General features: G+C 60.7%; 22 protein-coding genes and 1 riboswitch. Of the genes, 11 read left to right on the top strand and 11 right to left on the bottom strand.

The window, feature by feature from the left end; all coding sequences use genetic code 11:
• Nucleotides 1-94: 94 nt before the first annotated feature.
• Nucleotides 95-763 carry a polysaccharide lyase family 7 protein gene (locus ABIE16_RS25480; RefSeq protein ID WP_057712967.1) on the top strand — a complete coding sequence of 223 codons (669 nt, stop codon included), beginning with the start codon at nucleotides 95-97 and terminating at the stop codon, nucleotides 761-763.
• Between the two features lie 193 nt (nucleotides 764-956).
• On the opposite strand, the gene fba is transcribed toward ABIE16_RS25480, so the two are convergent.
• From fba to tkt, 6 genes are all read right to left on the bottom strand, one after another.
• Nucleotides 957-2,021 (bottom strand): class II fructose-bisphosphate aldolase, encoded by a 1,065-nt coding sequence (gene fba / locus ABIE16_RS25475; RefSeq protein WP_007981624.1) that lies wholly within the window; start codon nucleotides 2,019-2,021, stop codon nucleotides 957-959.
• A gap of 262 nt (nucleotides 2,022-2,283) precedes the next feature.
• Nucleotides 2,284-2,616, bottom strand: a complete 333-nt coding sequence (locus tag ABIE16_RS25470) for an MliC family protein (RefSeq protein ID WP_090451874.1) — start codon at nucleotides 2,614-2,616, stop codon at nucleotides 2,284-2,286.
• 56 nt (nucleotides 2,617-2,672) lie between these two features.
• Nucleotides 2,673-2,894 carry a hypothetical protein gene (locus tag ABIE16_RS25465; RefSeq protein ID WP_150813772.1) on the bottom strand — a complete coding sequence of 74 codons (222 nt, stop codon included), beginning with the start codon at nucleotides 2,892-2,894 and terminating at the stop codon, nucleotides 2,673-2,675.
• A gap of 35 nt (nucleotides 2,895-2,929) precedes the next feature.
• Nucleotides 2,930-4,093: a phosphoglycerate kinase gene (locus ABIE16_RS25460; protein ID WP_057712964.1), complete on the bottom strand. Its 1,164-nt coding sequence runs from the start codon at nucleotides 4,091-4,093 to the stop codon at nucleotides 2,930-2,932.
• Nucleotides 4,094-4,105: 12 nt separating this feature from the next.
• Nucleotides 4,106-5,158 carry an erythrose-4-phosphate dehydrogenase gene (gene epd, locus ABIE16_RS25455; protein WP_057716543.1) on the bottom strand — a complete coding sequence of 351 codons (1,053 nt, stop codon included), beginning with the start codon at nucleotides 5,156-5,158 and terminating at the stop codon, nucleotides 4,106-4,108.
• Between the two features lie 189 nt (nucleotides 5,159-5,347).
• A complete protein-coding gene (gene tkt / locus ABIE16_RS25450) occupies nucleotides 5,348-7,345 on the bottom strand; it encodes a transketolase (RefSeq protein ID WP_090451881.1) in 1,998 nt (665 codons plus the stop codon).
• A gap of 261 nt (nucleotides 7,346-7,606) precedes the next feature.
• On the opposite strand from tkt, the gene ABIE16_RS25445 reads away from it, so the two are divergent.
• From ABIE16_RS25445 to ABIE16_RS25430, 4 genes are all read left to right on the top strand, one after another.
• Entirely contained in the window at nucleotides 7,607-8,602 is a 996-nt protein-coding gene (locus tag ABIE16_RS25445; RefSeq protein ID WP_429522169.1) for an ArsR/SmtB family transcription factor, read from the top strand.
• Nucleotides 8,603-8,620: 18 nt separating this feature from the next.
• Nucleotides 8,621-9,811 carry a methionine adenosyltransferase gene (gene metK / locus ABIE16_RS25440; RefSeq protein WP_007975460.1) on the top strand — a complete coding sequence of 397 codons (1,191 nt, stop codon included), beginning with the start codon at nucleotides 8,621-8,623 and terminating at the stop codon, nucleotides 9,809-9,811.
• Between the two features lie 283 nt (nucleotides 9,812-10,094).
• A complete protein-coding gene (ligB, locus tag ABIE16_RS25435) occupies nucleotides 10,095-11,774 on the top strand; it encodes an NAD-dependent DNA ligase LigB (RefSeq protein WP_429522168.1) in 1,680 nt (559 codons plus the stop codon).
• Between the two features lie 95 nt (nucleotides 11,775-11,869).
• Nucleotides 11,870-12,265 carry a DUF1090 domain-containing protein gene (locus ABIE16_RS25430; RefSeq protein WP_218494718.1) on the top strand — a complete coding sequence of 132 codons (396 nt, stop codon included), beginning with the start codon at nucleotides 11,870-11,872 and terminating at the stop codon, nucleotides 12,263-12,265.
• A 167-nt stretch (nucleotides 12,266-12,432) separates the two neighbouring features.
• Here the strand turns inward: ABIE16_RS25430 and ABIE16_RS25425 are convergent, their stop codons facing one another.
• Nucleotides 12,433-12,882: a c-type cytochrome gene (locus ABIE16_RS25425; RefSeq protein WP_057712959.1), complete on the bottom strand. Its 450-nt coding sequence runs from the start codon at nucleotides 12,880-12,882 to the stop codon at nucleotides 12,433-12,435.
• 128 nt (nucleotides 12,883-13,010) lie between these two features.
• On the opposite strand from ABIE16_RS25425, the gene mltA reads away from it, so the two are divergent.
• A complete protein-coding gene (mltA, locus tag ABIE16_RS25420; protein WP_218494717.1) occupies nucleotides 13,011-14,195 on the top strand; it encodes a murein transglycosylase A in 1,185 nt (394 codons plus the stop codon).
• Between the two features lie 116 nt (nucleotides 14,196-14,311).
• Here the strand turns inward: mltA and ABIE16_RS25415 are convergent, their stop codons facing one another.
• Nucleotides 14,312-14,695, bottom strand: a complete 384-nt coding sequence (locus ABIE16_RS25415) for an MAPEG family protein (protein WP_218494716.1) — start codon at nucleotides 14,693-14,695, stop codon at nucleotides 14,312-14,314.
• A gap of 31 nt (nucleotides 14,696-14,726) precedes the next feature.
• Nucleotides 14,727-15,560 (bottom strand): EamA family transporter, encoded by an 834-nt coding sequence (locus ABIE16_RS25410; protein WP_057712956.1) that lies wholly within the window; start codon nucleotides 15,558-15,560, stop codon nucleotides 14,727-14,729.
• Nucleotides 15,561-15,877: 317 nt separating this feature from the next.
• On the opposite strand from ABIE16_RS25410, the gene ABIE16_RS25405 reads away from it, so the two are divergent.
• Complete coding sequence (locus ABIE16_RS25405) at nucleotides 15,878-17,047, top strand: MFS transporter (protein WP_218494715.1); 1,170 nt, start codon at nucleotides 15,878-15,880, stop codon at nucleotides 17,045-17,047.
• 3 nt (nucleotides 17,048-17,050) lie between these two features.
• On the opposite strand, the gene ABIE16_RS25400 is transcribed toward ABIE16_RS25405, so the two are convergent.
• Both ABIE16_RS25400 and ABIE16_RS25395 read right to left on the bottom strand, forming a co-directional pair.
• Nucleotides 17,051-17,947, bottom strand: coding sequence for a formate/nitrite transporter family protein (locus ABIE16_RS25400; RefSeq protein WP_218494714.1), 897 nt, complete (start codon nucleotides 17,945-17,947; stop codon nucleotides 17,051-17,053).
• 154 nt (nucleotides 17,948-18,101) lie between these two features.
• Nucleotides 18,102-18,503, bottom strand: a complete 402-nt coding sequence (locus tag ABIE16_RS25395) for an acyl-CoA thioesterase (RefSeq protein ID WP_008019918.1) — start codon at nucleotides 18,501-18,503, stop codon at nucleotides 18,102-18,104.
• A gap of 197 nt (nucleotides 18,504-18,700) precedes the next feature.
• Nucleotides 18,701-18,803, top strand: a riboswitch (S-adenosyl-L-homocysteine riboswitch).
• A gap of 23 nt (nucleotides 18,804-18,826) precedes the next feature.
• Here ABIE16_RS25395 and ahcY point away from each other — a divergent pair.
• The 4 genes from ahcY (at nucleotide 18,827) to ABIE16_RS25375 (ending at nucleotide 24,340) form a co-directional block, all read left to right on the top strand.
• Nucleotides 18,827-20,236, top strand: a complete 1,410-nt coding sequence (gene ahcY, locus ABIE16_RS25390) for an adenosylhomocysteinase (RefSeq protein WP_090451894.1) — start codon at nucleotides 18,827-18,829, stop codon at nucleotides 20,234-20,236.
• Between the two features lie 158 nt (nucleotides 20,237-20,394).
• Nucleotides 20,395-21,240: a methylenetetrahydrofolate reductase [NAD(P)H] gene (gene metF, locus ABIE16_RS25385; protein WP_150815197.1), complete on the top strand. Its 846-nt coding sequence runs from the start codon at nucleotides 20,395-20,397 to the stop codon at nucleotides 21,238-21,240.
• A 193-nt stretch (nucleotides 21,241-21,433) separates the two neighbouring features.
• The gene (locus ABIE16_RS25380) at nucleotides 21,434-22,249 is read left to right on the top strand and encodes a substrate-binding periplasmic protein (RefSeq protein ID WP_218494713.1); all 816 of its coding nucleotides are present in this window, start codon (nucleotides 21,434-21,436) and stop codon (nucleotides 22,247-22,249) included.
• A gap of 222 nt (nucleotides 22,250-22,471) precedes the next feature.
• The gene (locus ABIE16_RS25375; protein WP_090451898.1) at nucleotides 22,472-24,340 is read left to right on the top strand and encodes a DEAD/DEAH box helicase; all 1,869 of its coding nucleotides are present in this window, start codon (nucleotides 22,472-22,474) and stop codon (nucleotides 24,338-24,340) included.
• The last annotated feature ends 133 nt before the right edge of the window (nucleotides 24,341-24,473 follow it).

The raw sequence follows: 24,473 nt of genomic DNA, 5'->3' as shown, positions 1-24,473 counted from the left end.
AAATCTCCCGCTACGCTTATAAAGGCCGCCCCCGAAGGTGCGGGCTAGAGCTTCTGGCACGTCCGTGCAGCATGAATCAAGTGGAAGAACCGACATGATCGATCTTGCAACCTGGAACCTCAGCGTCCCCGTTGGCAGCCCGCCGTACACCGTCGAAACCGCCAAGCTGGTGGACGGTTTCAAGGATCAATACTTCCATTCAGACACAGGCACATTGTTTTTCTGGACGCCCGTGACCGGCTCCCGTACCGAAAACGCAATTTATCCACGTACCGAATTGCGTGAAACCTACAGCAACGGTACGTTGAAAAACTGGTATTACCCGGAAGCCGACAATTTGTTGTATGCCACTCTGGCAGTGAACCAGGTGCCGAGTTCCGGGAAAGTCGTCATCGGCCAGATCCATGCCTATCAAAGCCAGAAACCTCTGGTGAAGGTTGAATACCAATACAAAACCAGCACAGGCACCGGCAATATCGTCGCCAAGGTCCGGATGCATCCCGATGACGATACAGGCCGGGTGATCATCGTTGCGACGGGGGTGAAACTCGACCAGGAGTTCAACTACCTCATTCACCTCAGCCCCGGTGGCGCCTTGGGCATCAGTGCGGCAGGTTATCAATGGGATACGCAAATCAGCACGACCTGGCGTGACAAACCGCTGTATTTCAAGGCCGGGGTCTATGTACAGGACAACACCGGGTACACCACTGAAGGCGGCAAAGTGACCTTCAGCAAGCTGGATATCGATCACAACAATTGATATCGAGGCACTGTTGATCTTGTGGGAGCGGGCTTGCTCGCGAAGGCGTAATGTCAGACGACATTAATGTTGAATGACACACCGCTTTCGCGAGCAAGCCCGCTCCCACACTGACCGCGTCGATCCTGGATCATCGCCCACAAAAAACCCGCCTCTCGGCGGGTTTTTCATGAAGGCAATTTAACGCTCAGGCTTAGTTGACCTTGGCGTTCAACTCACCTTTCAGGTAACGCTGATACATGCCTTCCAGCGAGATCGCCTTGATCTTCGAAGCGTTGCCGGCAGTACCGAAGGCTTCGTAGCGAGCGATACACACGTCACGCATGGCGGTGACGGTGGCGCCGAAGAATTTACGTGGGTCGAACTCGCTCGGGTTGGTGGCCATCAGGCGACGCATTGCGCCAGTGGACGCCAGGCGCAGGTCGGTGTCGATGTTGACCTTGCGCACGCCGTGCTTGATGCCTTCGACGATTTCTTCAACCGGTACGCCGTAGGTTTCCTTGATGTCGCCGCCGTACTGGTTGATGATCGCCAGCCACTCTTGCGGAACCGAAGACGAACCGTGCATCACCAGGTGAGTGTTCGGAATGCGCTTGTGGATTTCTTTGATACGGTCGATGGCCAGCACGTCGCCGGTAGGCGGCTTGGTGAACTTGTAGGCGCCGTGGCTGGTGCCGATGGCGATGGCCAGGGCATCCACCTGAGTGCGTTTTACGAAGTCAGCGGCTTCTTCCGGGTCGGTCAGCATCTGGCTGTGATCCAGGACGCCTTCGGCGCCGATGCCGTCTTCTTCACCGGCCATGCCGGTTTCCAGCGAACCCAGGCAGCCCAGCTCGCCTTCTACCGAAACGCCGCAGGCGTGAGCCATGGCTACGGTTTGTTGGGTCACACGCACGTTGTAGTCGTAGTCGGTCGGGGTCTTGCCGTCTTCACCCAGGGAGCCGTCCATCATTACCGAGCTGAAGCCCAGCTGGATGGAGCGCTGGCAGACGTCAGGGCTGGTGCCGTGGTCCTGGTGCATGCACACCGGGATGTGCGGGAATTCTTCGATGGCTGCCAGGATCAGGTGACGCAGGAACGGTGCGCCGGCGTATTTGCGAGCACCGGCCGAAGCCTGGACGATCACCGGGGAGTCAGTCTTGTCAGCGGCTTCCATGATGGCGCGCATCTGCTCAAGGTTGTTGACGTTGAAGGCTGGAACGCCGTAGCCGAACTCGGCTGCGTGGTCCAGCATCTGGCGCATGCTGATAAGTGCCATTGTGTATATCTCTCCCGGTTGAGGGTCGTTAATCGTGCCAGCCTGCCGTAGCGGCGGCGGCTATTCAAGTTATTGCAGATCGGGGGTTGGGCCCGGCTGCGAATTCAGGTGTTACCAAAATCTTAAATACGACACAAAAACCCTGTGGGAGCGAGCTTGCTCGCGATGGGGGCGGCACATTCAGCATTGATGTGACTGTGATACCGCTATCGCGAGCAAGCTCGCTCCCACAATTGGATCTCTGTATACCAAATCAATCGTATTATTCAGCCTTACAGCCACGCCCAATCAAATCATTGGTGGCAACCCAGTAAACCAGGCCTTCCTCACCTTTTATGTGAAACGCCAGCATGTCATTGCTGTACAGCGAACCCGATGCACCCGGCTCCTGTTTCAAGCGGTAGACCTGATCGGCACCGCCCAGACGCACGTCGACTTCCCTAAGGCTGTCGTCGGTGTAGCGCCACAGCACTTTGGCCTGGCTGTCGCAGGTCCAGGTGGTCCAGTTATCCACAGGCGCGGACGACTGGAACGGGTTCAACTGAGCACAACCAGCCAACAGCGCCAGCGCCGTAACGGCGATAAAACCTTTCATCCATGTCCCTCGACTGACGGCACACGCCGCCAGCCCTGAGTAAAGAGTCAGACCCGTCAAGGGCAGCCATGTTCCTTGGCGGGTGCCCGGGTCTCGTATTTGTCCAGGCCCTCGGGCCCGGAGCGCTTGTTGAGCACCGGGTTGGTTTCCGCCTGCCAGTCGGCCTGATAACAGCCGTTGCGCGACGCAGGCGCCTCGGGTTCCGGCGTGGCTTTCGGGCTGCTCCCGCAAGCCGCCAGTGAACCCGCGACGATCAACAGCGCTAACGTCTTGACCATGTCAACACTCCCTTGCCTGGTCAAACGGGCGACCCTCAGGCCTTGGCCCGGCTTTCCAGGACTTCAACGGCTGGCAGGACCTTGCCTTCGACGAATTCGAGGAACGCACCGCCACCGGTAGAAATGTAGGAGATCTGCTCTGCCACGCCATACTTGTCGATGGCCGCCAGGGTGTCGCCACCGCCGGCAATGGAGAACGCCGCGCTGTCCGCGATGGCCTGGGCCAGCACCTTGGTGCCATTGCCGAACTGATCGAATTCGAACACGCCGACCGGACCGTTCCACAGGATAGTCTTGGACGACTTCAGCAGCTCGGCGAAATTCGCCGCGGTCTGCGGACCGATGTCCAGGATCATGTCGTCGGCAGCGACGTCAGCGATCAGCTTGACGGTCGCAGCGGCGCTTTCCGCGAATTCCTTGGCAACCACTACGTCCACTGGCAGCGGTACGCTGACCTTGGCGGCGATGGCGCGAGCGGTGTCCAGCAGGTCCGGCTCATACAGGGATTTACCGACCGGGTGACCGGCAGCGGCCAGGAAGGTGTTGGCGATGCCGCCACCGACGATCAACTGGTTGCAGATCTGGCTCAGGCTGTTCAGCACGTCGAGTTTGGTCGACACCTTGGAGCCGGCAACAATAGCCGCCATCGGCTGGGCCGGGGCACCCAGGGCTTTGCCCAGTGCGTCCAGTTCAGCGGCCAGCAGCGGGCCGGCAGCGGCGACTTTGGCGAACTTGGCCACGCCGTGGGTCGAACCCTCGGCACGGTGAGCGGTGCCGAAGGCGTCCATCACGAACACGTCGCACAGGGCGGCGTATTGCTGGGCCAGTTCGTCAGCGTTCTTTTTCTCGCCTTTGTTGAAGCGCACGTTTTCGAACAGCACGATGTCGCCCGCTTTCACGTCAACACCGCCCAGGTAATCGGCCACCAGCGGCACTTCACGACCCAGAGCACGGCTCAGGTAGTCGGCGACTGGCTTGAGGCTGTTCTCGGCCGAGAACTCGCCTTCGGTCGGACGGCCAAGGTGCGAGCAGACCATCACGGCCGCGCCTTTTTCCAGGGCCAGCTTGATGGTCGGCAGCGAGGCCAGGATACGCGCATCGCTGGTGACAACACCGTCCTTGACTGGAACGTTGAGGTCTTCGCGGATCAATACGCGCTTACCTTGCAGATCGAGGTCGGACATCTTCAACACGGTCATGGGTCGCACTTCCTACGGTTTTTTTGAAGTTGCTGTTTGCAGATAGTGTTCTGCAACGTCCAGCATTCGGTTGGCAAAACCCCATTCATTGTCGAACCAGGCCAGGATGTTCACCAGCCGAGGGCCGGAAACGCGGGTCTGACTGGCATCGACGATCGCCGAATGTGGGTCATGGTTGAAATCACAGCTTGCGTGGGGTAGCTCGGTGTAGGCCAGCAGGCCTTTGAGCGGGCCGCTGGTGGCGGCTTCGCGCAGGATCCGGTTGACCTCGGTGGCGTCGGTCGCGGTGGCGGTCTGCATCGTGATATCGAGGCAGGACACGTTGACCGTCGGCACCCGCACGGCTTTGGCCTGAATTCGTCCGGCAAGTTCCGGCAGCAGGCGTTCGATACCTCGTGCCAGACCGGTGGACACCGGAATCACCGACTGGAACGCCGAACGGGTACGGCGCAGGTCTTCGTGGTGATAGGCATCGATGACCGGCTGATCGTTCATCGCCGAGTGAATGGTGGTGATCGACACGTAGTCCAGACCAATGGCCTGATTCAGCAGGCGCAACAGCGGCACGCCGCAGTTGGTGGTGCAGGACGCGTTGGACACCAGCAATTCGTCGCCGGTCAGGCAGTCCTGGTTCACGCCGTAGACGATGGTCGCGTCAACGTCCGTCTCGCTGGCCATCGGCTGGGAAAACAACACACGCGGGGCGCCGGCGTCGAGGAAACGCTGGCCGTCTTCGCGAGTGTGATAAGCGCCGGAGCACTCCAGCACCAGATCGACGCCCAGGGACGCCCAATCGATGCCTTCGGGGGTGGCACTGCGCAGGACCTTCACGCAGTCGCCATTAATATGCAGACAATCGCCTTCGACCTTCACTTCACCGGGGAACCGGCCATGGGTGGAGTCAAAGCGTGTCAGGTATTCGATACTGGCCATGTCCGCCAGATCGTTGATCGCGACAATCTCGAACCCGGCCTTTTCGCCTCGCTCGAACAACGCACGCAAGACGCAACGACCAATCCGGCCGTAGCCGTTGAGTGCAACTTTGTAGGGACGCGGTTGAGGCATGGGGTTCTCGATAGACGTAGGCAAACGAATTCTCGTTAACAACACAACCCCCCTGTAGGAGCGAGCTTGCTCGCGATGGTGGCCCAGACAACGCGGGCATTCAGGCATCCAGCGTTATCGTTAACGACCATCGCGAGCGAGCTCGCTCCTACAGGGGGTTCGCGGTGGTCAGAAACCACCGCGTTGTGCTTAGTCTTCCAGCAGCTCTTCAGCCTGACCCAGGATGTTTTCCAGGGTGAAGCCGAACTCTTCGAACAAGGCCGGCGCAGGCGCCGACTCGCCGTAGGTGGTCATGCCGATCACGCGGCCTTCCAGGCCCACGTACTTGTACCAGTAGTCGGCGTGGGAAGCTTCGATGGCGATACGGGCGCTGACCTGCAACGGCAGGACCGATTGCTTGTAGCCGGCGTCCTGGGCATCGAACACGCTGGTGCACGGCATGGAAACCACACGCACCTTGCGGCCCTGCTCGGTCAGTTTGTCGAAGGCCTGAACGGCCAGGCCGACTTCCGAGCCGGTGGCGATCAGGATCAGCTCAGGCTCGCCTGCGCAGTCCTTCAACACGTAACCGCCACGCGCGATCTCTTCGATCTGAATCGCATTGCGGGTTTGGTGCTGCAGGTTCTGACGCGAGAAGATCAGGGCCGAAGGACCGTCCTTGCGCTCCAATGCGCACTTCCAGCTCACCGCCGATTCAACGGCGTCGGCTGGGCGCCAGGTATCGAGGTTCGGCGTGCAGCGCAGGCTGGCCAGTTGCTCGATTGGCTGGTGAGTCGGGCCGTCTTCGCCCAGACCGATGGAGTCGTGGGTGTAGACGTGGATCACCCGCTGTTTCATCAGGGCCGACATGCGCACCGCGTTACGCGCGTATTCCATGAACATCAGGAAGGTCGCGCCGTAAGGCACCAGGCCGCCGTGCAGGGCAACGCCGTTCATGATCGCGGTCATGCCGAACTCGCGCACGCCGTAGTACATGTAGTTGCCGCTGGCATCTTCGGCGGTAACACCTTTGCAACCTTTCCACAGGGTCAGGTTGGAACCGGCCAGGTCAGCCGAACCGCCGAGGAACTCAGGCAGCAACGGGCCGAACGCATTCAGGGCGTTCTGGCTGGCTTTACGGCTGGCGATGGTTTCGCCCTTGGCCGCCACTTCGGCGATATAGGCCGAGGCTTTTTCGCTGAAGTCAGCTGGCAGGTCACCGCTCAGACGACGCACCAGTTCGTTGGCTTCAGTCGGGAACGCGGCGGAGTAAGCAGAGAAACGCTGGTCCCACTCGGCTTCAACAGCGCGACCGGCTTCCTTGGCGTCCCACTCGGCATAGATATCAGCCGGGATTTCGAACGGGCCGTGGTTCCATTTCAGCGCCGCACGGGTCAGGGCGATTTCCGCGTCACCCAGCGGGGCGCCGTGGCAATCTTCCTTGCCTTGCTTGTTCGGAGAACCGAAACCGATGGTGGTCTTGCAGCAGATCAGGGTTGGCTGCTCGCTTTTACGTGCAGTGTCGATCGCCGTCTTGATCTCTTCCGGGTCGTGACCGTCGACATTGCGGATCACTTGCCAGTTGTAGGACTCAAAACGCTTCGGGGTGTCGTCGGTGAACCAGCCTTCGACTTCGCCATCAATGGAGATGCCGTTGTCATCGTAGAAGGCGATCAGCTTGCCCAGGCCCAGGGTACCGGCCAGGGAAGCGACTTCGTGGGAAATGCCTTCCATCATGCAGCCATCACCCAGGAACACATAGGTGTGGTGGTCGATAATGTTGTGACCAGGACGGTTGAACTGCGCAGCCATGACTTTTTCAGCCAGAGCAAAACCCACGGCGTTGGCCAGGCCCTGGCCCAGTGGACCGGTGGTGGTTTCTACGCCTGGGGTGTAGCCGAGTTCCGGGTGGCCCGGGGTGCGGCTGTGCAGTTGACGGAACTGCTTGAGGTCATCGATCGACAGGTCGTAGCCGGTCAGGTGCAGCAGCGAGTAGATCAGCATCGAGCCGTGGCCGTTGGACAGCACGAAGCGGTCACGGTCGGCAAACGAAGGATTGCTCGGGTTGTGCTTGAGGTAGTCGCGCCAAAGCACTTCGGCGATATCTGCCATACCCATAGGGGCACCGGGATGGCCGCTGTTGGCTTTTTGCACGGCATCCATGCTGAGGGCACGAATGGCGTTGGCACGCTCACGACGGCTAGGCATCGCTGTTCTCCTGGGGGCTTGATTAAAACGAAACGGAAAAAAGGCGAGCATTTTCCCTCACCGGGCCGCCTCGGGGCAATGACAGATAGTCATCTGAAGGCGTTTTTCCAATGGATAACGACGTATTCGCCTGGTGAAACCTTTCCGCCGTCCGATTGTTGACAAAAGCTAACGTCGAGAAGTGCCATCTATCGAGCAATATCAAAACTTTTTGATATTGCTCTTGCGATACCTTCGACCCGTGACTAGACTGCCGGCCTTATGAATTTACGCGTGCCCTCCATTCAACATGACGATTGCGATGAGCTGGCGGCCTTGTGCAAGGCTGGCGGCGATCCCCTGCGGTTGAATGTCTTGCGCGCACTGGCCAATGACTCGTTCGGCGTACTGGAACTGGCGCAGATCTTCGGCATCGGCCAGTCAGGCATGAGCCACCACCTCAAGGTACTGGCACAGGCCGACCTGGTGGCAACGCGCCGCGAAGGCAACGCGATTTTCTACCGTCGCGCGCTGCCCCACACCGAACTGCTGGGCGGCAAACTGCACGCAGCATTGCTCGAAGAAGTGGACAACCTGACGCTGCCGACCGACGTACAGTCGCGCATCACCCAGGTCCATGGGCAACGTGCGGCGGCCAGCCAGGATTTTTTCTCAAGGGTTGCGGAGAAGTTTCGCGCCCAGCAAGACTTGATCGCCGGCCTGCCGCAATACCGCGAAAGCGTGGTGGCCCTGCTCGAGAAGCTGAGCTTCGACAAAGACGCCACGGCCATTGAAGTCGGCCCCGGCGATGGCGCATTCCTGCCGGACCTGGCGCGCCGCTTCGCGCAAGTCACGGCGCTGGATAACAGCAGCGCGATGCTCGAACTGGCGCGCCAGGTCTGCGAACGCGACAAGCTGACTAACGTTAGCCTGCAACTGGCCGATGCATTGAACGGCGTCAGCCTCAAGGCCGATTGCGTGGTACTGAACATGGTGCTGCACCATTTTGCCGCACCGGCCGATGCGCTCAAGCACATGGCCCATTTGCTGCAACCAGGCGGTAGCCTGTTAGTGACAGAGTTATGTAGCCACAACCAGAGTTGGGCCAAGGAGGCCTGCGGTGATCTCTGGCTGGGGTTTGAACAGGACGATCTGGCCCGTTGGGCCACCGCTGCGGGACTCGTTCCCGGGGAAAGCCTCTATGTAGGCTTACGTAATGGTTTCCAGATCCAGGTCCGCCATTTTCAGCGACCGGCTGGCGACACTCACCATCGGTAATTTCAGGAAAACATCGAGATGAGCGAATACTCCCTTTTCACCTCCGAGTCCGTGTCTGAAGGGCATCCGGACAAAATCGCCGACCAGATTTCTGATGCGGTGCTGGACGCCATCATTGCTGAAGACAAGTTCGCCCGTGTGGCGTGCGAGACTCTGGTGAAAACGGGCGTGGCGATCATCGCCGGCGAAGTCACCACTTCCGCCTGGGTTGATCTGGAGCAGATCGTTCGTGACGTGATCACCGACATCGGCTACACCAGCTCCGACGTTGGCTTCGACGGCGCGACCTGCGGCGTGATGAACATCATCGGCAAGCAGTCCCCTGACATCAACCAGGGTGTCGACCGTGCCAAGCCTGAAGATCAGGGCGCCGGCGACCAGGGCCTGATGTTCGGCTACGCCAGCAATGAAACCGACGTGCTGATGCCTGCACCGATCACCTTCTCGCACCAGCTGGTGCAGCGCCAGGCTGAAGCCCGTAAATCCGGCCTGCTGCCTTGGCTGCGCCCGGACGCCAAGTCGCAAGTGACCTGCCGTTACGAAAACGGCAAGGTTGTCGGTATCGACGCTGTTGTTCTGTCGACCCAGCACAACCCGGAAGTGTCGTACAACGACCTGCGCGAAGGCGTGATGGAGCTGATCGTCAAGCACGTGCTGCCTGCCGAACTGCTGAGCAAGGACACCCAGTTCCACATCAACCCGACCGGCCAGTTCATCATCGGCGGCCCGGTGGGTGACTGCGGCCTGACCGGTCGCAAGATCATCGTCGACAGCTACGGCGGCATGGCCCGTCACGGCGGTGGCGCGTTCTCCGGTAAAGATCCATCGAAGGTTGACCGTTCGGCGGCCTACGCCGGTCGTTACGTGGCCAAGAACATCGTTGCCGCCGGCCTGGCCGAGCGTTGCGAGATTCAGGTGTCCTACGCCATCGGTGTTGCCCAGCCGACTTCGATCTCGCTGAACACCTTCGGCACCGGCAAGATCAGCGATGACAAGATCGTCAAACTGGTCCGTGAAGTGTTCGACCTGCGTCCATACGCGATCACCACCATGCTCGACCTGCTGCACCCGATGTATCAGGAAACCGCTGCCTACGGCCACTTCGGTCGCACCCCGGCGACCAAGACCGTTGGTGACGACACCTTCACCACGTTCACCTGGGAAAAAACCGACCGCGCCGACGCCCTGCGTTCTGCTGCCGGCCTGTAAGGTTCCCCCCGCAACACCCGAAGCCCCGCACGGTTCGCGCCCTGCGGGGCTTTTTATTGCCTTGTGCTTGAGACCGCGTGGCCGCCTTCGCGAGCAGGCTCGCTCCCAGAGTTGATCTTTGGTGTGACAAAGACCCGTGGGCAAACGCAAATTCCCTGTGGGAGCGAGCTTGCTCGCGATGAGGCCAGCACAACCACCAGAAATACCCGGCAAAACACCCCCTCGCTGCGCCAACTGATACTGACCTAGCCTTCACGCACCTCACCGAGCAAGGACGCTCAAGATGCTTCCCGACCTGCGCCTGTTTTTCGCCGCTCTACTGACCTTTGCCTACCTGACCGCCAGCGCCGCCGAGTGCCCGGAATGGCCAGCCGAACGCGCCCGGAACGAAGTCGGCAAACTGCAACAACAAATCGACCTCTGGGACGACAACTATCACCGCCAGGGACGCTCACTGGTCGCCGATGAACTCTACGACCAGTCCCGCGCGCGACTCACCCAATGGCGCCACTGCTTTAACCTGAGCCCACCCGCAGACCCCTTGCGCACTGCGCGCGGCACGCTGCCCCACCCCATCGCCCACACCGGCCTGGACAAACTGCACGATCAGCCCGCCGTGGAAAAATGGCTGCGTGACCGGGTGGACGTCTGGGTCCAGCCTAAAATCGATGGCGTGGCGGTGACCCTGGTTTACCGCAGCGGCCTGTTGGCCCAGGCAATCAGCCGCGGCGACGGCCAAAGCGGCCAGGACTGGACGGTTCCTGCACGGCAGATTCCGGCCATCCCGCAACGGCTATCGCATGCCCGGGACTTGATCGTGCAAGGCGAACTGTATTGGCGCCTGACCGATCACGTGCAGGCCCGAGCCGGTAGCCTCAATGCTCGTGGCTCGGTAGCCGGTCTGATGGCACGCAAGGTCTTGAGCGCCGAACAGGCCGCCGGCATCGACCTGTTTGTCTGGGACTGGCCCCAAGGACCGGCGAGCGTACCCGAGCGTGCCGCGGCGCTGACTGCGCTGGGCTTCCCGAGTACCACGGCATACAGCCAGCCCATCGCCTCCGTCATTGATGCCGAACGCTGGCGCGAGCACTGGTATCGTTCCCCCTTGCCCTTTGCCAGCGACGGCATCGTCCTGCGCCAGAATCAGCGCCCAGCCGCCGAACGCTGGCAGGCCAGGTCACCCTACTGGGCCATCGCCTGGAAATACCCCTTCGCCCAGGCACTGGCCGAAGTCCGCCAGGTTCACTTCAAAATCGGCCGGACCGGGCGGATCACTCCGGTTCTTGAACTGACCCCGGTAAAGCTCGATGACCGGCAGATCAAGCACGTCAGCGTCGGTTCGTTGCAACGCTGGCAGACGCTGGACATCCGCCCGGGTGACCAGGTCGCCATCAGCCTGGCCGGGCTGACCATTCCCAGGCTCGATAGGGTTGTATTGCGCAGCAGCGAACGCGCCGAATTGAACGCGCCGCGGGCAGAGGACTTTCATTCATTGAGTTGCTGGCAACCGACTCCGGGCTGTGAGAGCCAGTTTCTTGCGCGCCTGACCTGGCTCAGCAGCAAACAAGGCCTGGCGCTGCCCAATGTGGGTCCGGGCACCTGGGAAAAACTTCTTGCAACAGGTCGGCTGAACGGTCTGTTGGATTGGTTGACCCTCGATGCCCAAGAGCTTGCTACCATTGACGGTTTCGGCGAGCGCAGCGCGGCTCGTCTTGCAGACAGCTTCAACCGAGCCCGGCAACGCCCGTTCGCGCACTGGCTGAAAGCCTTGGGATTACCGCCGACAGGTCAGGCGCATCTCGGCGATTCATGGCTGGTACTGGCGCAGCGAGACATCGAACAATGGCGGGCCGAGGCCGATATCGGGCCAGGGCGCGCGGCGCAACTGAGCGCTTTTTTCCGCGATCCGCAGGTACTGGGCTTGAGTGAAACGTTACGTGATGCGGGGATTGACGGCTTTTAGTTGTCGGCCCTGCGCCCAGCGGGAACCACAAGGGACCGCTGGGCTCCAACAGCCATTGCCACAGTGGTCTGCTTGCTTTCCTACATGGAGCTTTTATGAAATTTCTTTCACCGCTCGCCCTGTTGACCCTTTGCAGCGTGCTGGCCACCCCGTTGATGGCGGACGAGGAAGCGCCGGGGCTGACCGGTTGCGCCGCCAAGAAGCAAGGCATCGTCAACCAGATCGAATTGGCCAAGGTCCGCGGCAACGCCGACCAGCAGGCAGGCCTGGAAAAGGCCTTGAGCGAAGTCGAAGCGAACTGCACCGACGCCTCGCTGAAGAAGGAACGGGAAAACAAGGTGCTCGACGCCAAGCACGAAGTCAGCAAGCGTCAGGCAGACCTCGACAAGGCCATGAGCAAAGGCGATCCCGACAAGATCAACAAGCGCAAAGACAAACTCGCCGATGCCCGCAAGGAATTGCAGAACGCACTCGATGAGTTGGATAAGTAACGCAGCAGTTTTTTTGTGGCGAGGGGGCTTGCCCCCGTTGGACTGCGAAGCAGTCCCAAAATCGCTGAACCGAACTCAGTCAGATATACCTGACAGTTCAAACAAACGACGGCTACGCCGTCGAACGGGGGCAAGCCCCCTCGCCACAGGTCATGCGTAGCGCCGAATCAATGATCCCGAAACGCCTTATGACAAGCACTGCAAGCATCTTCGACTTTCTGTACCGCCGGCCCCAGGTTGCTGGCCTTGTAGGGTTGGACCTGGCTGGCGATCACCAATTCACCGGTGGCGCTTTCAAGGTCGCGGGCCATTGCCTGAAAGCGTGTCTGTTGCTCCCAGACATCGCTCTTGGCGCTGGTGTGATCCTCCTCGCGCACTTGCGGAAAATGCTGCCACGGCTCACGGGACAACGCATCGAGTTTCACCGCACCTTCGGCGAACTTCGGGCCATCGAAGGCAATGCGCCCACGCAACATACCGCCCAGGTCTTCGCCAGTCTTGAGCATCTGCTTGAAAATGGCCTTGCGCTGGCCGAGCGGCGAGTTGGGGTCGATACCGCCACAAGCGGACAGCGTCAGGCAGGCCAGCAATACAACAGAAAGTCTTTTAAGAGTCATGGTGGCTTCAGGTCACGGGAAACGGCGGCCAGTATCCTCGCGTCATCGGCAAAGACCAATAGCCCTATTATCAATAAGGGTTGCTTGAGCGCATGGAGCGCTCAAGCAACCGGCAAAGGAACCACTCCATGAACAGCCGTTTCAAGGCATGGCGTCACAGCCTGGCCTGGACCCTGCCGATGGTGGCCCTGCTCGCAGGCTGCACCGGTGGCGACAGCCAACAACCGAAAACCCACGCCCTGGCCACCTACTCCAGCGCCACATGGGAAGCGCTGCCGGCAGTGTCCGACAGCGACCTGGTCGCCGGTTTCGGTTCCTGGCGCAGCGCCTGTACCCGACTCAAGGCCGATCCGGTCTGGGGTGGCACCTGCGCAGCGGCTGTCAACGTGCCGCAAACCGCCAGCGACATTCGCGGTTTTCTCAAACAGAACCTCGATGTCTATGGCCTGCGCGCCGCCAACGACAACCCCAACGGCCTGATCACCGGCTACTACGAACCGGTCTATCCCGGGAGCCTGACCCAGACCAGCGCTGCCAATGTCCCGGTCTATGGCGTCCCCGAGGACATGATCATCGTCGCCCTCGACAGCATTTACCCGGAACTCAAGGGCAAGCGCCTGCGCGGTCGACTCGAAGGTCGCGTGCTCAAGCCATACGACGATGCGGCAGCCATCGAAAGCAAAGGGGTCAATGCGCCGGTCGTGGCCTGGCTGACCGATCCGATGAACCTGCAGTTCCTGCAAATCCAGGGTTCGGGTCGTATCCAGCTCGACAATGGTCGCCAGTTGCGCATTGCCTACGCCGATCAGAACGGCCACCCGTATCGACCGATCGGCCGCTGGCTGGTGGAACAGGGCGAACTGAAAAAAGAAGACGTGACCATGGGCGCCATCAGCACCTGGGCCAAGGCCAATCCATCGCGGATCCCCGAACTGCTCGGCAGCAACCCCAGTTATGTGTTCTTCACCCGCAACCCGGACAGCAACGAAGGTCCGCGCGGCTCGCTGAACGTACCGTTGACCGCCGGTTACAGCGCGGCGGTGGATCGCAAGGTGATTCCGCTGGGCAGCCTGTTGTGGCTGTCCACCACCAGACCGGACGGCACGGCCCTGGTTCGCCCCGTGGCAGCACAGGACACCGGCGGCGCCATTGCCGGCGAGGTTCGGGCGGATCTGTTCTGGGGCACCGGGGATGCGGCCGGGCAACTGGCCGGGGACATGAAACAGCAGGGGCAGATCTGGATGCTCTGGCCCAAAGGCGCGACGTTGCCGCAAGTGCCGCAGGTGGCGGATGCCGAGAAGACCAAGCCCTGAGGCGAGTGTTGACCGTTAGATAGCTTTCGCGAGCAGGCCCGCTCCTACACTGGAACGCACACTCCTGTGGGAGCGAGCTTGCTCGCGATGAGGCCGGCAAAAACCCTGAAGATCTGTCAGGCTGACACCACAAAGAAACTCACGATCAACCCCATCCCCACGAACCACATCAACGACCGCAGCGTCGCCCAGTCCGCCAGGTAGCAAATGATGTAGAGCAGCCGGCTGGTAATGAACAGCACGGCCAGCACATTGATCGTCACCAGTTCGGCATTGCCGACCAGATGCGCCACGATCACCGCCGCAGCGAACGCCGGGGTCACTTCAAAGCTGTTCAGTTGCGCCGCATTCGCGCGCCTGCCCAAGCCTTCCAGCGAATCGAGAAAGTCCCGGGGATCATGGTTGTCTCTCAACCTGAACCCGCCACTGATCTTGGCCACGCCCACACACACATACGGCAGGAAAATCGCGATCAAAATGCACCACAGAGCAACCGTCATAAAGCAGTCCCTTCTTCACGTTTCAGAACAGTCAAAATTTCATGACCAATATACCGATCAGCACCAGCCCACAGGCCAAGAGGCGTGGCCCGCCAAAAGGCTCTTTCAGGTAACGCATGCCAAACAGCACCACCAGAATTACGCTGATCTCGCGCAACGCCGCCGCTTCTGCAATCGAGCCCAGCTGCATCGCCCACAGCACCAGAGCGTAGCTGAACAACACGCAGAACCCGACGGCCAGGCCCAGTCGCCACTGCTCGCGCCAGAACAACATGAACGCGGGTCGTTTGCGCACCAACGCCAACAGCGGAAACGGCCAGGCACTGAGCAAGGTGACCCAAACCAGATAATCCAGTGGATGGGACCAGCGTCGCAATGCCTGCCCGTCAATGTAGGTGTAGCAACCGATGCACAGGCCGATCAGCGCCACCACCGGCAACATCGACCAGGGCAAACGCGCACCGCCGCCGCCCTGCCAGAGCAGGCACAGCATGCCGAACGGGATCAGCAGGATTCCGAAAATCTGCTGATGGGTCAGCACTTCCCCGGCAAAGATCAGCGTCAGCGCCAGCACCACCAACGGTGACAGGCCACGCATCAATGGATAGACCAGCCCGAGGTCGCCGACCCGATAGGCCTGGATGAGCAAATAGCGATAGAGCAACTCGAACGCCGCCGACGCCAGGATCCACGGCCAGATCTCCAGTGGCGGCACGCTCAGGAACGGCAGCATCAGCACGACAAAGAGCAGCGCCACGCTGTCCATGCAGGCCACCACCAACAGCCGCTCCGCACTGAACTTGATCAGGGTATTCCACGCCGCATGCAACAGCGCCGCCACCAACACCAACGCCGTCGCAAGCACGGCCTACTCCTTTTGTTGTCTCCACGATCCCCGTAGGAGCGAGCTTGCTCGCGAAAAACGTGAGGACAACGCGCTCAATCAGCGAGCACCCGTCTTCGTTCACGTCCATCGCGAGCGAGCTCGCTCCTACAGGGGCCGGGTAGAGAATTGATTCGCCATATTTCACTGTCTGTTTATACTGCAAGCGACCACGCCGCACTCAGTTGCGCACAAACTTATTCCAATAAAAATCCTGCCCGGCCCGCTCTCGTCGAGAACGGTCGTCGGCCTGCGTATGCCTGATCACAGCGTCAAGACTACCGACAGAGACCTTGCGCATGCCACTCGCTTTGCTTGCCCTCGCCGTTGCCGCCTTCGGCATCGGCACCACCGAATTCGTCATCATGGGTCTTTTGCCCGATGTCGCCCGCGACCTCAGCGTGAGCATTCCCGACGCCGGATTGCTGATCACCGGCTACGCCCTGGGCGTGGTATTCGGTGCACCGATCCTCGCGGTCGGCACCGCCAACATGCCGCGCAAGGCCACGTTGTTGGGCATGACGCTGATGTTCATCCTCGGCAACATGCTCTGCGCGCTGGCGCCAAACTACGCCACGTTGATGGCCGCGCGCGTGATCACGGCACTGTGCCACGGCGCATTTTTCGGCATTGGTTCGGTGGTGGCCGCCGGGCTGGTGGCCCCCAACAAAAGGGCTCAGGCGATTGCCATGATGTTCACCGGCCTGACCTTGGCCAACGTGCTCGGCGTGCCACTGGGTACCGCACTCGGGCAATACGCAGGCTGGCGCTCGACCTTCTGGGCGGTGTCGGTGATCGGGGTGCTGGCGGCGATTGCGCAATGGGTCTGGCTGCCGAAAAACATCGCGATGGATAAAGCCAACCTGGCCAGCGAGTTCAAGGTACTGGGCAAGGCCAACGTACTGCTGGCCCTGGGCATGAGTGTACTGGCCTCGACCAGCCTGTTCAGTGTGTTCACTTACATTGCGCCGATCCTGCAAGACATCACCGGTGTCAGCCCCCACGGCGTCACCCTCATGCTGCTGTTGTTCGGCGTTGGCCTGACCGCCGGCAGCATGCTCGGTGGTCGTCTGGCGGACAGCCGTTTGCTGCCTTCGCTGGTGGGCATGGCGCTGGCGGTGCTGGTGGTACTGGCGGCATTCACGCAAACCAGTCACTCGGTCATCCCGGCGGCCATCACACTGGTGTTGTGGGGGACGTTTGCCTTTGCCTTGTGCCCGATCCTGCAACTGCTGATCATCGATCAGGCCTTTGAGGCACCAAACCTGGGTTCGACCTTGAACCAGAGCGCCTTCAACCTCGGCAACGCCGCCGGGGCATGGATTGGCGGGCTGGTTGTGGCCAGCGGTGCCGATCTGGCGGACTTGCCCTGGACCGGTGCACTGGTCAGCGGGCTGACCGTGCTGACCGCACTGTTTTTCATCTATCGCCAGCGTCGCGGTGCGGCTGCGCTTGATGCGGTGGGCTGAGGATCAGCTTGATGGTTTTTTGATTTTCTGCGGATCGGGCGCTTCGCTCTGATCCGCAGATTTTTTCGGCGGCCCGCTTTCGCTGCGAATCTGCGCATGGCTGATCAGCGCGAAAATAAAACTGCCACCGATGATGTTCCCCGCCAGCGTCGGCCCGGCGAACACCAGCCAGAAATCACTCCACGGCAACTCGCCGGCAAATACCAGATACGAAACCTCCAGCGAACCGACCACGATGTGGGTGAAATCCCCCAGCGCCATGAGGTAGGTGATGAGGATGATGATCCACATCTTGGCGCTCTCCATGGACGGGATCATCCAGACCATGGTGGCGATCATCCATCCGGAAATGATGCCCTTGGCGAACATCTGGCTGGCGTGGTTTTCCATGACCTTGCGGCCGATATCGAGGAAGGCGACATCGGTCTTGCTGTCGAAAATCGGCAGTTCCAGCATCACGTACGCCACCAGCAAGGTGCCACAGAGGTTGCCGACCAGCACCACCGTCCACAGCCGTAGCAGCCGGCCGAAGTTGGCCAGCGTCGGTTTGGTCATTACCGGCAACACGGCGGTCAGGGTGTTTTCGGTGAACAGTTGCTGGCGAGCGAGGATCACCGCGAGGAAACCGGCGCAATAACCGAAACTCGCGATCACCTTGAATCCTTCGCCATCCGGAAGACGTGAATTGAGCAAGCCCATGCCCATCAGCGACAGCCCCATGGTCAACCCCGCCGCGAGCGCCGACCACCACAACGCGGCAATGCTGCGCTCCAGCTCCTGGTCGCCCTGGGTACGGATGATCTCGTGCAGCACCGCGGCACGGGGTGGCTGGCTCTTTTCGACTTCGTGCTCTTCTTGCGCCGAAAGGTTCGGGGTCTTGCCGTCTTGTGCCGAGTTCATGGGATGCGCAACCGGTGGCGGGCTATTCAGCTATGACCTGTGCAGCGGGGATTCCGTTCTGTAGGAGCGAGCATGCTCGCGATGGACTTGAGAGCACCACTGGGTGTCAGGTACCCAGTGTTATCGTTAACGACCATCGCGAGCAGGCTCGCTCCTACACGCTGGCGTCGTCCTTGAACTGGTCCTTGACGTACTTGATCTCGGTCCGGCCGTGAGGCGCCGGCAAGCCGTCTTCACCGAGGTTCACGAACACCATTTTTTCAACGGTGAGGATGCTCTTGCGGGTGATCTTGTTGCGCACCTCGCACGTCAGGGTGATCGAAGTGCGGCCGAACTCGGTCGCCGTGATGCCCAGTTCGATGATGTCGCCCTGGCGCGAGGCGCTGACGAAATTGATTTCTGAAATGTACTTGGTGACCACACGCTGGTTGCCCAACTGAACGATGGCGTAGATCGCCGCCTCTTCGTCGATCCAGCGCAGCAGGCTACCGCCGAACAGCGTGCCGTTAGGGTTGAGGTCTTCGGGTTTTACCCATTTGCGGGTGTGGAAATTCATGTTCACTCCTGAGCGTCTTGCCGAATGATGCCGACCATCATGGCAGAGCCCGACCTAGAGCTCTATTGAGCATCGTCTATGGTCTCGATTACCGTTCGGACATTGACCGACAGAAACGCTTTGGAAGATCGGCATAGCCCGCTATAATCGCCACCGTTTCAAAACGGTCATCTTCAATTGCTACCGTTTCCCGCCACCTGTCCGAGGGGCGCTGCAGCAGGTTCGACCTGTCAGGCTCGGATGGGGCGTTGCCTGGCCTTCACTGGCTGGACACTAAACGCACAACGGCGCCCATTCGCATACATTACGAATGGAGGCTCTTCATGAGCGCTGTTATCACGCCTGCAGATTTTAACGATTACAAAGTTGCCGACATGTCCCTGGCTGCCTGGGGCCGTCGCGAAACCATCATCGCCGAATCCGAAATGCCAGCCCTGATGGGTCTGCGCAACAAGTATTCCGCCGAGCAACCGCTCAAGGGCGCGAAGATCCTCGGCTGCATCCACATGACCATTCAGACTGCCGTGCTGATCGAAACCCTGGTTGCCCTGGGTGCCGAAGTACGCTGGTCGTCCTGCAACATTTTCTCGACTCAGGACCAGGCTGCTGCTGCCATCGCCGCTGCCGGCATCCCGGTTTTCGCCTGGAAAGGTGAAACCGAACAAGAGTACGAGTGGTGCCTGGAGCAGACCATCCTCAAAGATGGCGCGCCTTGGGATGCCAACATGATCCTCGACGACGGCGGTGACCTGACCGAGCTGCTGCACAAGAAGTACCCACAGGTTCTGGACCGCGTCCACGGCGTGACCGAAGAAACCACCACCGGCGTTCACCGCCTGCTGGACATGCTGGCCAAGGGCGAGCTGAAAATCCCGGCCATCAACGTCAACGACTCGGTGACCAAGAGCAAGAACGACAACAAGTACGGCTGCCGTCACAGCCTGAACGATGCGATCAAGCGCGGCACCGACCACCTGCTGTCCGGCAAGCAAGCGCTGGTCATCGGCTACGGCGACGTGGGCAAGGGTTCGGCCCAGTCCCTGCGTCAGGAAGGCATGATCGTCAAGGTTTCCGAAGTCGACCCGATCTGCGCCATGCAAGCCTGCATGGACGGTTTCGAAGTGGTTTCGCCGTTCATCGACGGTATCAACAACGGAACTGAAGCAAGCATCGACAAGGCATTGCTGGGCAAGATCGACCTGATCGTGACCACCACCGGTAACGTCAATGTTTGCGACTCGAACATGCTCAAGGCCCTGAAGAAGCGTGCCGTTGTCTGCAACATCGGCCACTTCGACAACGAAATCGACACCGCTTTCATGCGCAAGAACTGGGCATGGGAAGAAGTGAAGCCGCAGGTTCACAAGATCCACCGTACCGGCGCTGGCGATTTCGACCCACAGAACGACGACTACCTGATCCTGCTGGCCGAAGGCCGTCTGGTTAACCTGGGTAACGCCACCGGCCACCCGAGCCGCATCATGGACGGTTCGTTCGCCAACCAGGTTCTGGCCCAGATCTTCCTGTTCGGCCAGAAGTACGCCGACCTGTCGCCAGCCCAGAAAGCCGAGCGCCTGACCGTTGAAGTACTGCCGAAGAAACTCGACGAAGAAGTGGCCCTGGAAATGGTCCGTGGCTTCGGCGGCGTAGTGACTCAACTGACCAAGACCCAGGCCGACTACATCGGCGTGACCGTTGAAGGTCCGTTCAAGCCGCACGCCTACCGCTACTGATAGACCGGCTTTTCCTGTGTAGGAGCGAGCTCGCTCGCGATGGACGTCAACGATAACGCGTGCTGTCTGGATGAACGCGTTGCCTTGATGTTTTTCGCGAGCAAGCTCGCTCCTACAGGGGGCCAGCGTCCGCCTTATGAGTTTCCAAGGATATGACCATGTCCCAAGATCGTCGCTACAGCTTCGAGTTCTTCCCTACGAAGACCGATGCTGGGCATGAAAAGCTGCTCGCCACTGCTCGCCAGCTGGCCATCTACAACCCCGATTTCTTCTCCTGCACCTACGGCGCCGGCGGTTCGACCCGCGATCGCACGCTGAACACCGTGCTGCAGCTCGAAAGCGAAGTCAAAATCCCTGCCGCTCCGCACCTGTCCTGCGTAGGCGATAGCAAGGACGACCTGCGCGGCCTGCTGGCCCAGTACAAGGCTGCCGGCATCAAGCGTATCGTCGCCCTGCGCGGTGACCTGCCTTCGGGCATGGGCATGGCCAGCGGTGAGTTGCGCCACGCCAATGACCTGGTTGAATTCATTCGTGAAGAAACCGGTGATCATTTCCACATCGAAGTCGCCGCTTACCCGGAAATGCATCCGCAAGCGCGCAATTTCGAAGACGATGTGGCCAACTTCGTGCGCAAGGCCAACGCTGGCGCCGACAGTGCGATCACCCAGTACTTCTTCAACGCCGACTGCTATTTCTACTTCGTCGAACGCGTGCGGGCGCTGGGCGTGAACATCCCGATCGTGCCGGGCATCATGCCGATCACCAACTACAGCAAGCTGGCGCGCTTCTCCGATGCCTGCGGTGCGGAAATCCCGCGCTGGATCCGCAAGCAACTGGAAGCCTATGGAGACGACACCCAGAGCATTCAGCGCTTTGGCGAACAGGTCATCACCGAGATGTGCGAACAACTGCTGCAGGGTGGCGCTCCAGGGCTGCACTTCTACACGCTGAACCAGGCTGAAGCGAGCCTGGCGGTGTGGAACAACCTGAAGTTGCCGCGTTAAAAAGTCGTTGAAGCACAATTAAAAGATCGCAGCCTGCGGCAGCGCCTACAACGGAATGTTAAATCCCGTAGGCGCTGTCGCAGGCAGCGATCTTTTTGCTTTCAACGCACTATTAATGTGCAGCAATCCACGGAGTTAGAGCATCTGCGGTCAGTTTCTGGCTCTTTCCGGTTTCTCGTCGTAATCTCAGCCTATGCCTTTGATCACGCAGTTAATCGCCGTGCTTGTCTTCACTTGCCTGAGCTTCGCCGCCCGGGGCGAGAAGCTGCGCATTGTCACGGAGCCTTGGGCGCCCTATGTGTACGAAGACAACGGCAAATCCCTGGGCCTGGACTACGAAACCACCGCCATTGTCTTCAAGCGCCTGGGCATCGAAGTGGAGTGGCAGTTCCTGCCATGGAAACGCTGCTTGTCGATGCTTGAAACAGGCCAGGCCGACGGCGCCCTGGACATCTTTCACAGCGACGAACGCGAAGCGACGCTGCTCTACCCCAGCGAACCGCTCTCGGAAGTCCAGTTCGTGATGTTCTACGCCAATGACCGGCCCCACCCGTTTCGCAGCCTCGAAGACTTGCGCGGCCTGACCATCGGCACCTCGCCGGGTTACCTGTACAGCAAGGACTTCAGCGATTCGACGCTGTTCACCCGCGAGCCGGCCCCCACCCATGAAGCCAACTTCGGCAAACTGGTACGCGGGCGAATTGACCTGCTGATCACCGACCGCCGGGTCGGCCAGCATTTGCTCGACGAACTGGGCATCCGCGACAAGATCACCGAAAACCCCACGGTCATCAGCCAGCAAAGCCAGTTTCTCGCGGTGCGGCGCAATGCGGGCATGGATCTGCTGGTGCAACGTTTCGGCGCCGAACTCAAGCGCTTCAAGCGCGAGCCCGCCTACGCTGAACTGAGCGCCCGCTACGGCGCGGAACCGGCAGCCAGCGTGAAGTCTGAAAAGGCCACGGCCGCCACGGAAAAAACCGTTGAGCAGCAGGAAAGCGGCGCGCAGTGATAGCTCTGTTATACTCCGGCCTTCCCGCCAGGCTCACGCCCGGACGCTCGGAATCGTTAAAGGCATCTCAACCCCGCTACTGCGCAGCTTTCAGCCCGCGCGAGCGCTTGCAGACGAGCCTTCGAAACCCAGCAGGACCGGACGGGATTGCGTCCTCTTAAACGCCATTCGCGCCAGGCAAGACTCCCATTGGGCCAAGCCCTAACTAGAACAGGATTACTCATGTCCTTTGCTTCCCTCGGTCTCTCCGAGGCTTTAGTCCGCGCCATCGAGGCGGCGGGCTATACCGAGCCTACTCCGGTGCAACAGCGGGCCATTCCCGCCGTGTTGCAAGGTCGCGACCTGATGGTCGCGGCACAGACAGGTACTGGTAAAACCGGCGGTTTCGCCCTTCCGATCCTGGAGCGGTTGTTCCCCAACGGTCATCCGGACAAGTCCCAACGTCACGGCCCGCGCCAACCGCGCGTACTGGTCCTGACCCCGACTCGCGAACTCGCCGCGCAAGTGCATGAAAGCTTCAAGGTCTATGCCCGTGACCTGAAGTTCGTCAGCGCCTGCATCTTCGGCGGTGTCGGCATGAACCCGCAGGTTCAGGCCATGTCCCGCGGCGTAGACGTGCTGGTGGCCTGCCCTGGCCGCCTGCTCGACCTGGCCGGCCAAGGCAGCGTCGATCTGTCCCACGTGGAAATCCTCGTGCTGGACGAAGCCGACCGCATGCTCGACATGGGCTTCGTCCATGACGTGAAAAAGGTCCTGGCCCGTCTGCCGGCCAAACGCCAGAACCTGCTGTTCTCGGCGACCTTCTCCAAGGACATCACCGACCTCGCCGGCAAGCTGCTGCACAACCCGGAACGCATCGAAGTCACGCCGCCAAACACCACGGTCGAGCGTATCGAACAGCGCGTATTCCGCCTGCCGGCCAGCCACAAGCGCGCCTTGCTGGCCCACCTGATCACCGCTGGCGCCTGGGAACAGGTACTGGTGTTCACCCGCACCAAGCACGGCGCCAACCGCCTGGCCGAGTACCTGGACAAGCACGGCCTGAGCGCCGTCGCGATCCACGGCAACAAGAGCCAGAACGCCCGCACCAAAGCCCTGGCCGACTTCAAGGCCGGCACTGTGCGCATCCTGGTGGCCACCGATATCGCCGCCCGCGGCCTGGACATCGACCAGTTGCCACATGTGGTCAACTTCGAATTGCCGAATGTCGATGAAGACTACGTGCACCGTATCGGTCGTACCGGCCGTGCCGGTCGTTCGGGCGAGGCGATTTCGCTGGTAGCCCCGGACGAAGAAAAACTGCTGAAAAGCATCGAACGCATGACCAAGCAGAAAATCGCCGATGGCGACCTGATGGGCTTCGATGCAAGCACCATCGAGGCGGAAAAGCCTGAAGTGCGCGAGCGTCCGGACATGCGCAACCCGCGCAATCCACGTGGCCCGCGCGGCGACGGTCCGAACGGCAGCGGTGGCGGCGGTGGTCGCAAGGACAAAGGCAAGGACAAGGGCAAGGAAAAACCGGCCGGCGAACGCGGCGAGCGCCCGGCCCGTCAGCAGAAACCACGTGAAGGCACTCCGGCTCGCGAACAGCGTCCGTCGCAGCCTCCTCGTGCCGCCGCTGACCGCGCCCCGGACGAGTTCCTGGACGACGATATCGATAACTTCGGTAACCGCGTCGACTACGTGCCGCAACAGAAGCCCGCGCAAGGCCGTGGCCGTCGCCCGGGTGCTCCGGCGCAAGGCACCGCGGCAGGTTCGGGTGCTCCACGTTCCGGCAAGCCACAAGGTCGCCAGAACGGTCCCCGCAACAGCGATGGCGCCAGCACCGGCACTCCGCCAGCCAAGCGTAACGGCCCTCGCAGTGGCGCACCGCGCGACGGCCAGGCCCGTCGCGAAGATTCGCGCAATCGCCGGCCGGCCCGTGACGACCAGCCACGTTCGGAACCTGCCGTACAGAACCCGCGTGGCCCGGCGCCGAAGATCATGCACAAGGAGTCGAAGGCGGATCGCTTCCCGACACCTGAGCAGCTGGATCAACTGCCAAGCCGTCCTCGTGGCGAGAAACCAGCGCTGCTGACCCGCAATCGCTGAGTTATCGCTGCAATGAAAAATGCCCCGGTTCGAAAGAGCCGGGGCATTTTTTTGATCAGTGCAAAAACCTGTGGGAGCGAGCTTGCTCGCGATGGTCGTCAACGATAACCCTGGAAGCCTGATGCTCCGCGGC

The sequence above is a fragment of the Pseudomonas sp. 2725 genome, assembly GCF_050434585.1.
In the GTDB taxonomy this organism is placed as follows: domain Bacteria; phylum Pseudomonadota; class Gammaproteobacteria; order Pseudomonadales; family Pseudomonadaceae; genus Aquipseudomonas; species Aquipseudomonas jessenii.
Note: the sequence above shows the minus strand (reverse complement) of the source record. Positions and strands in the feature narration are given on the sequence as shown.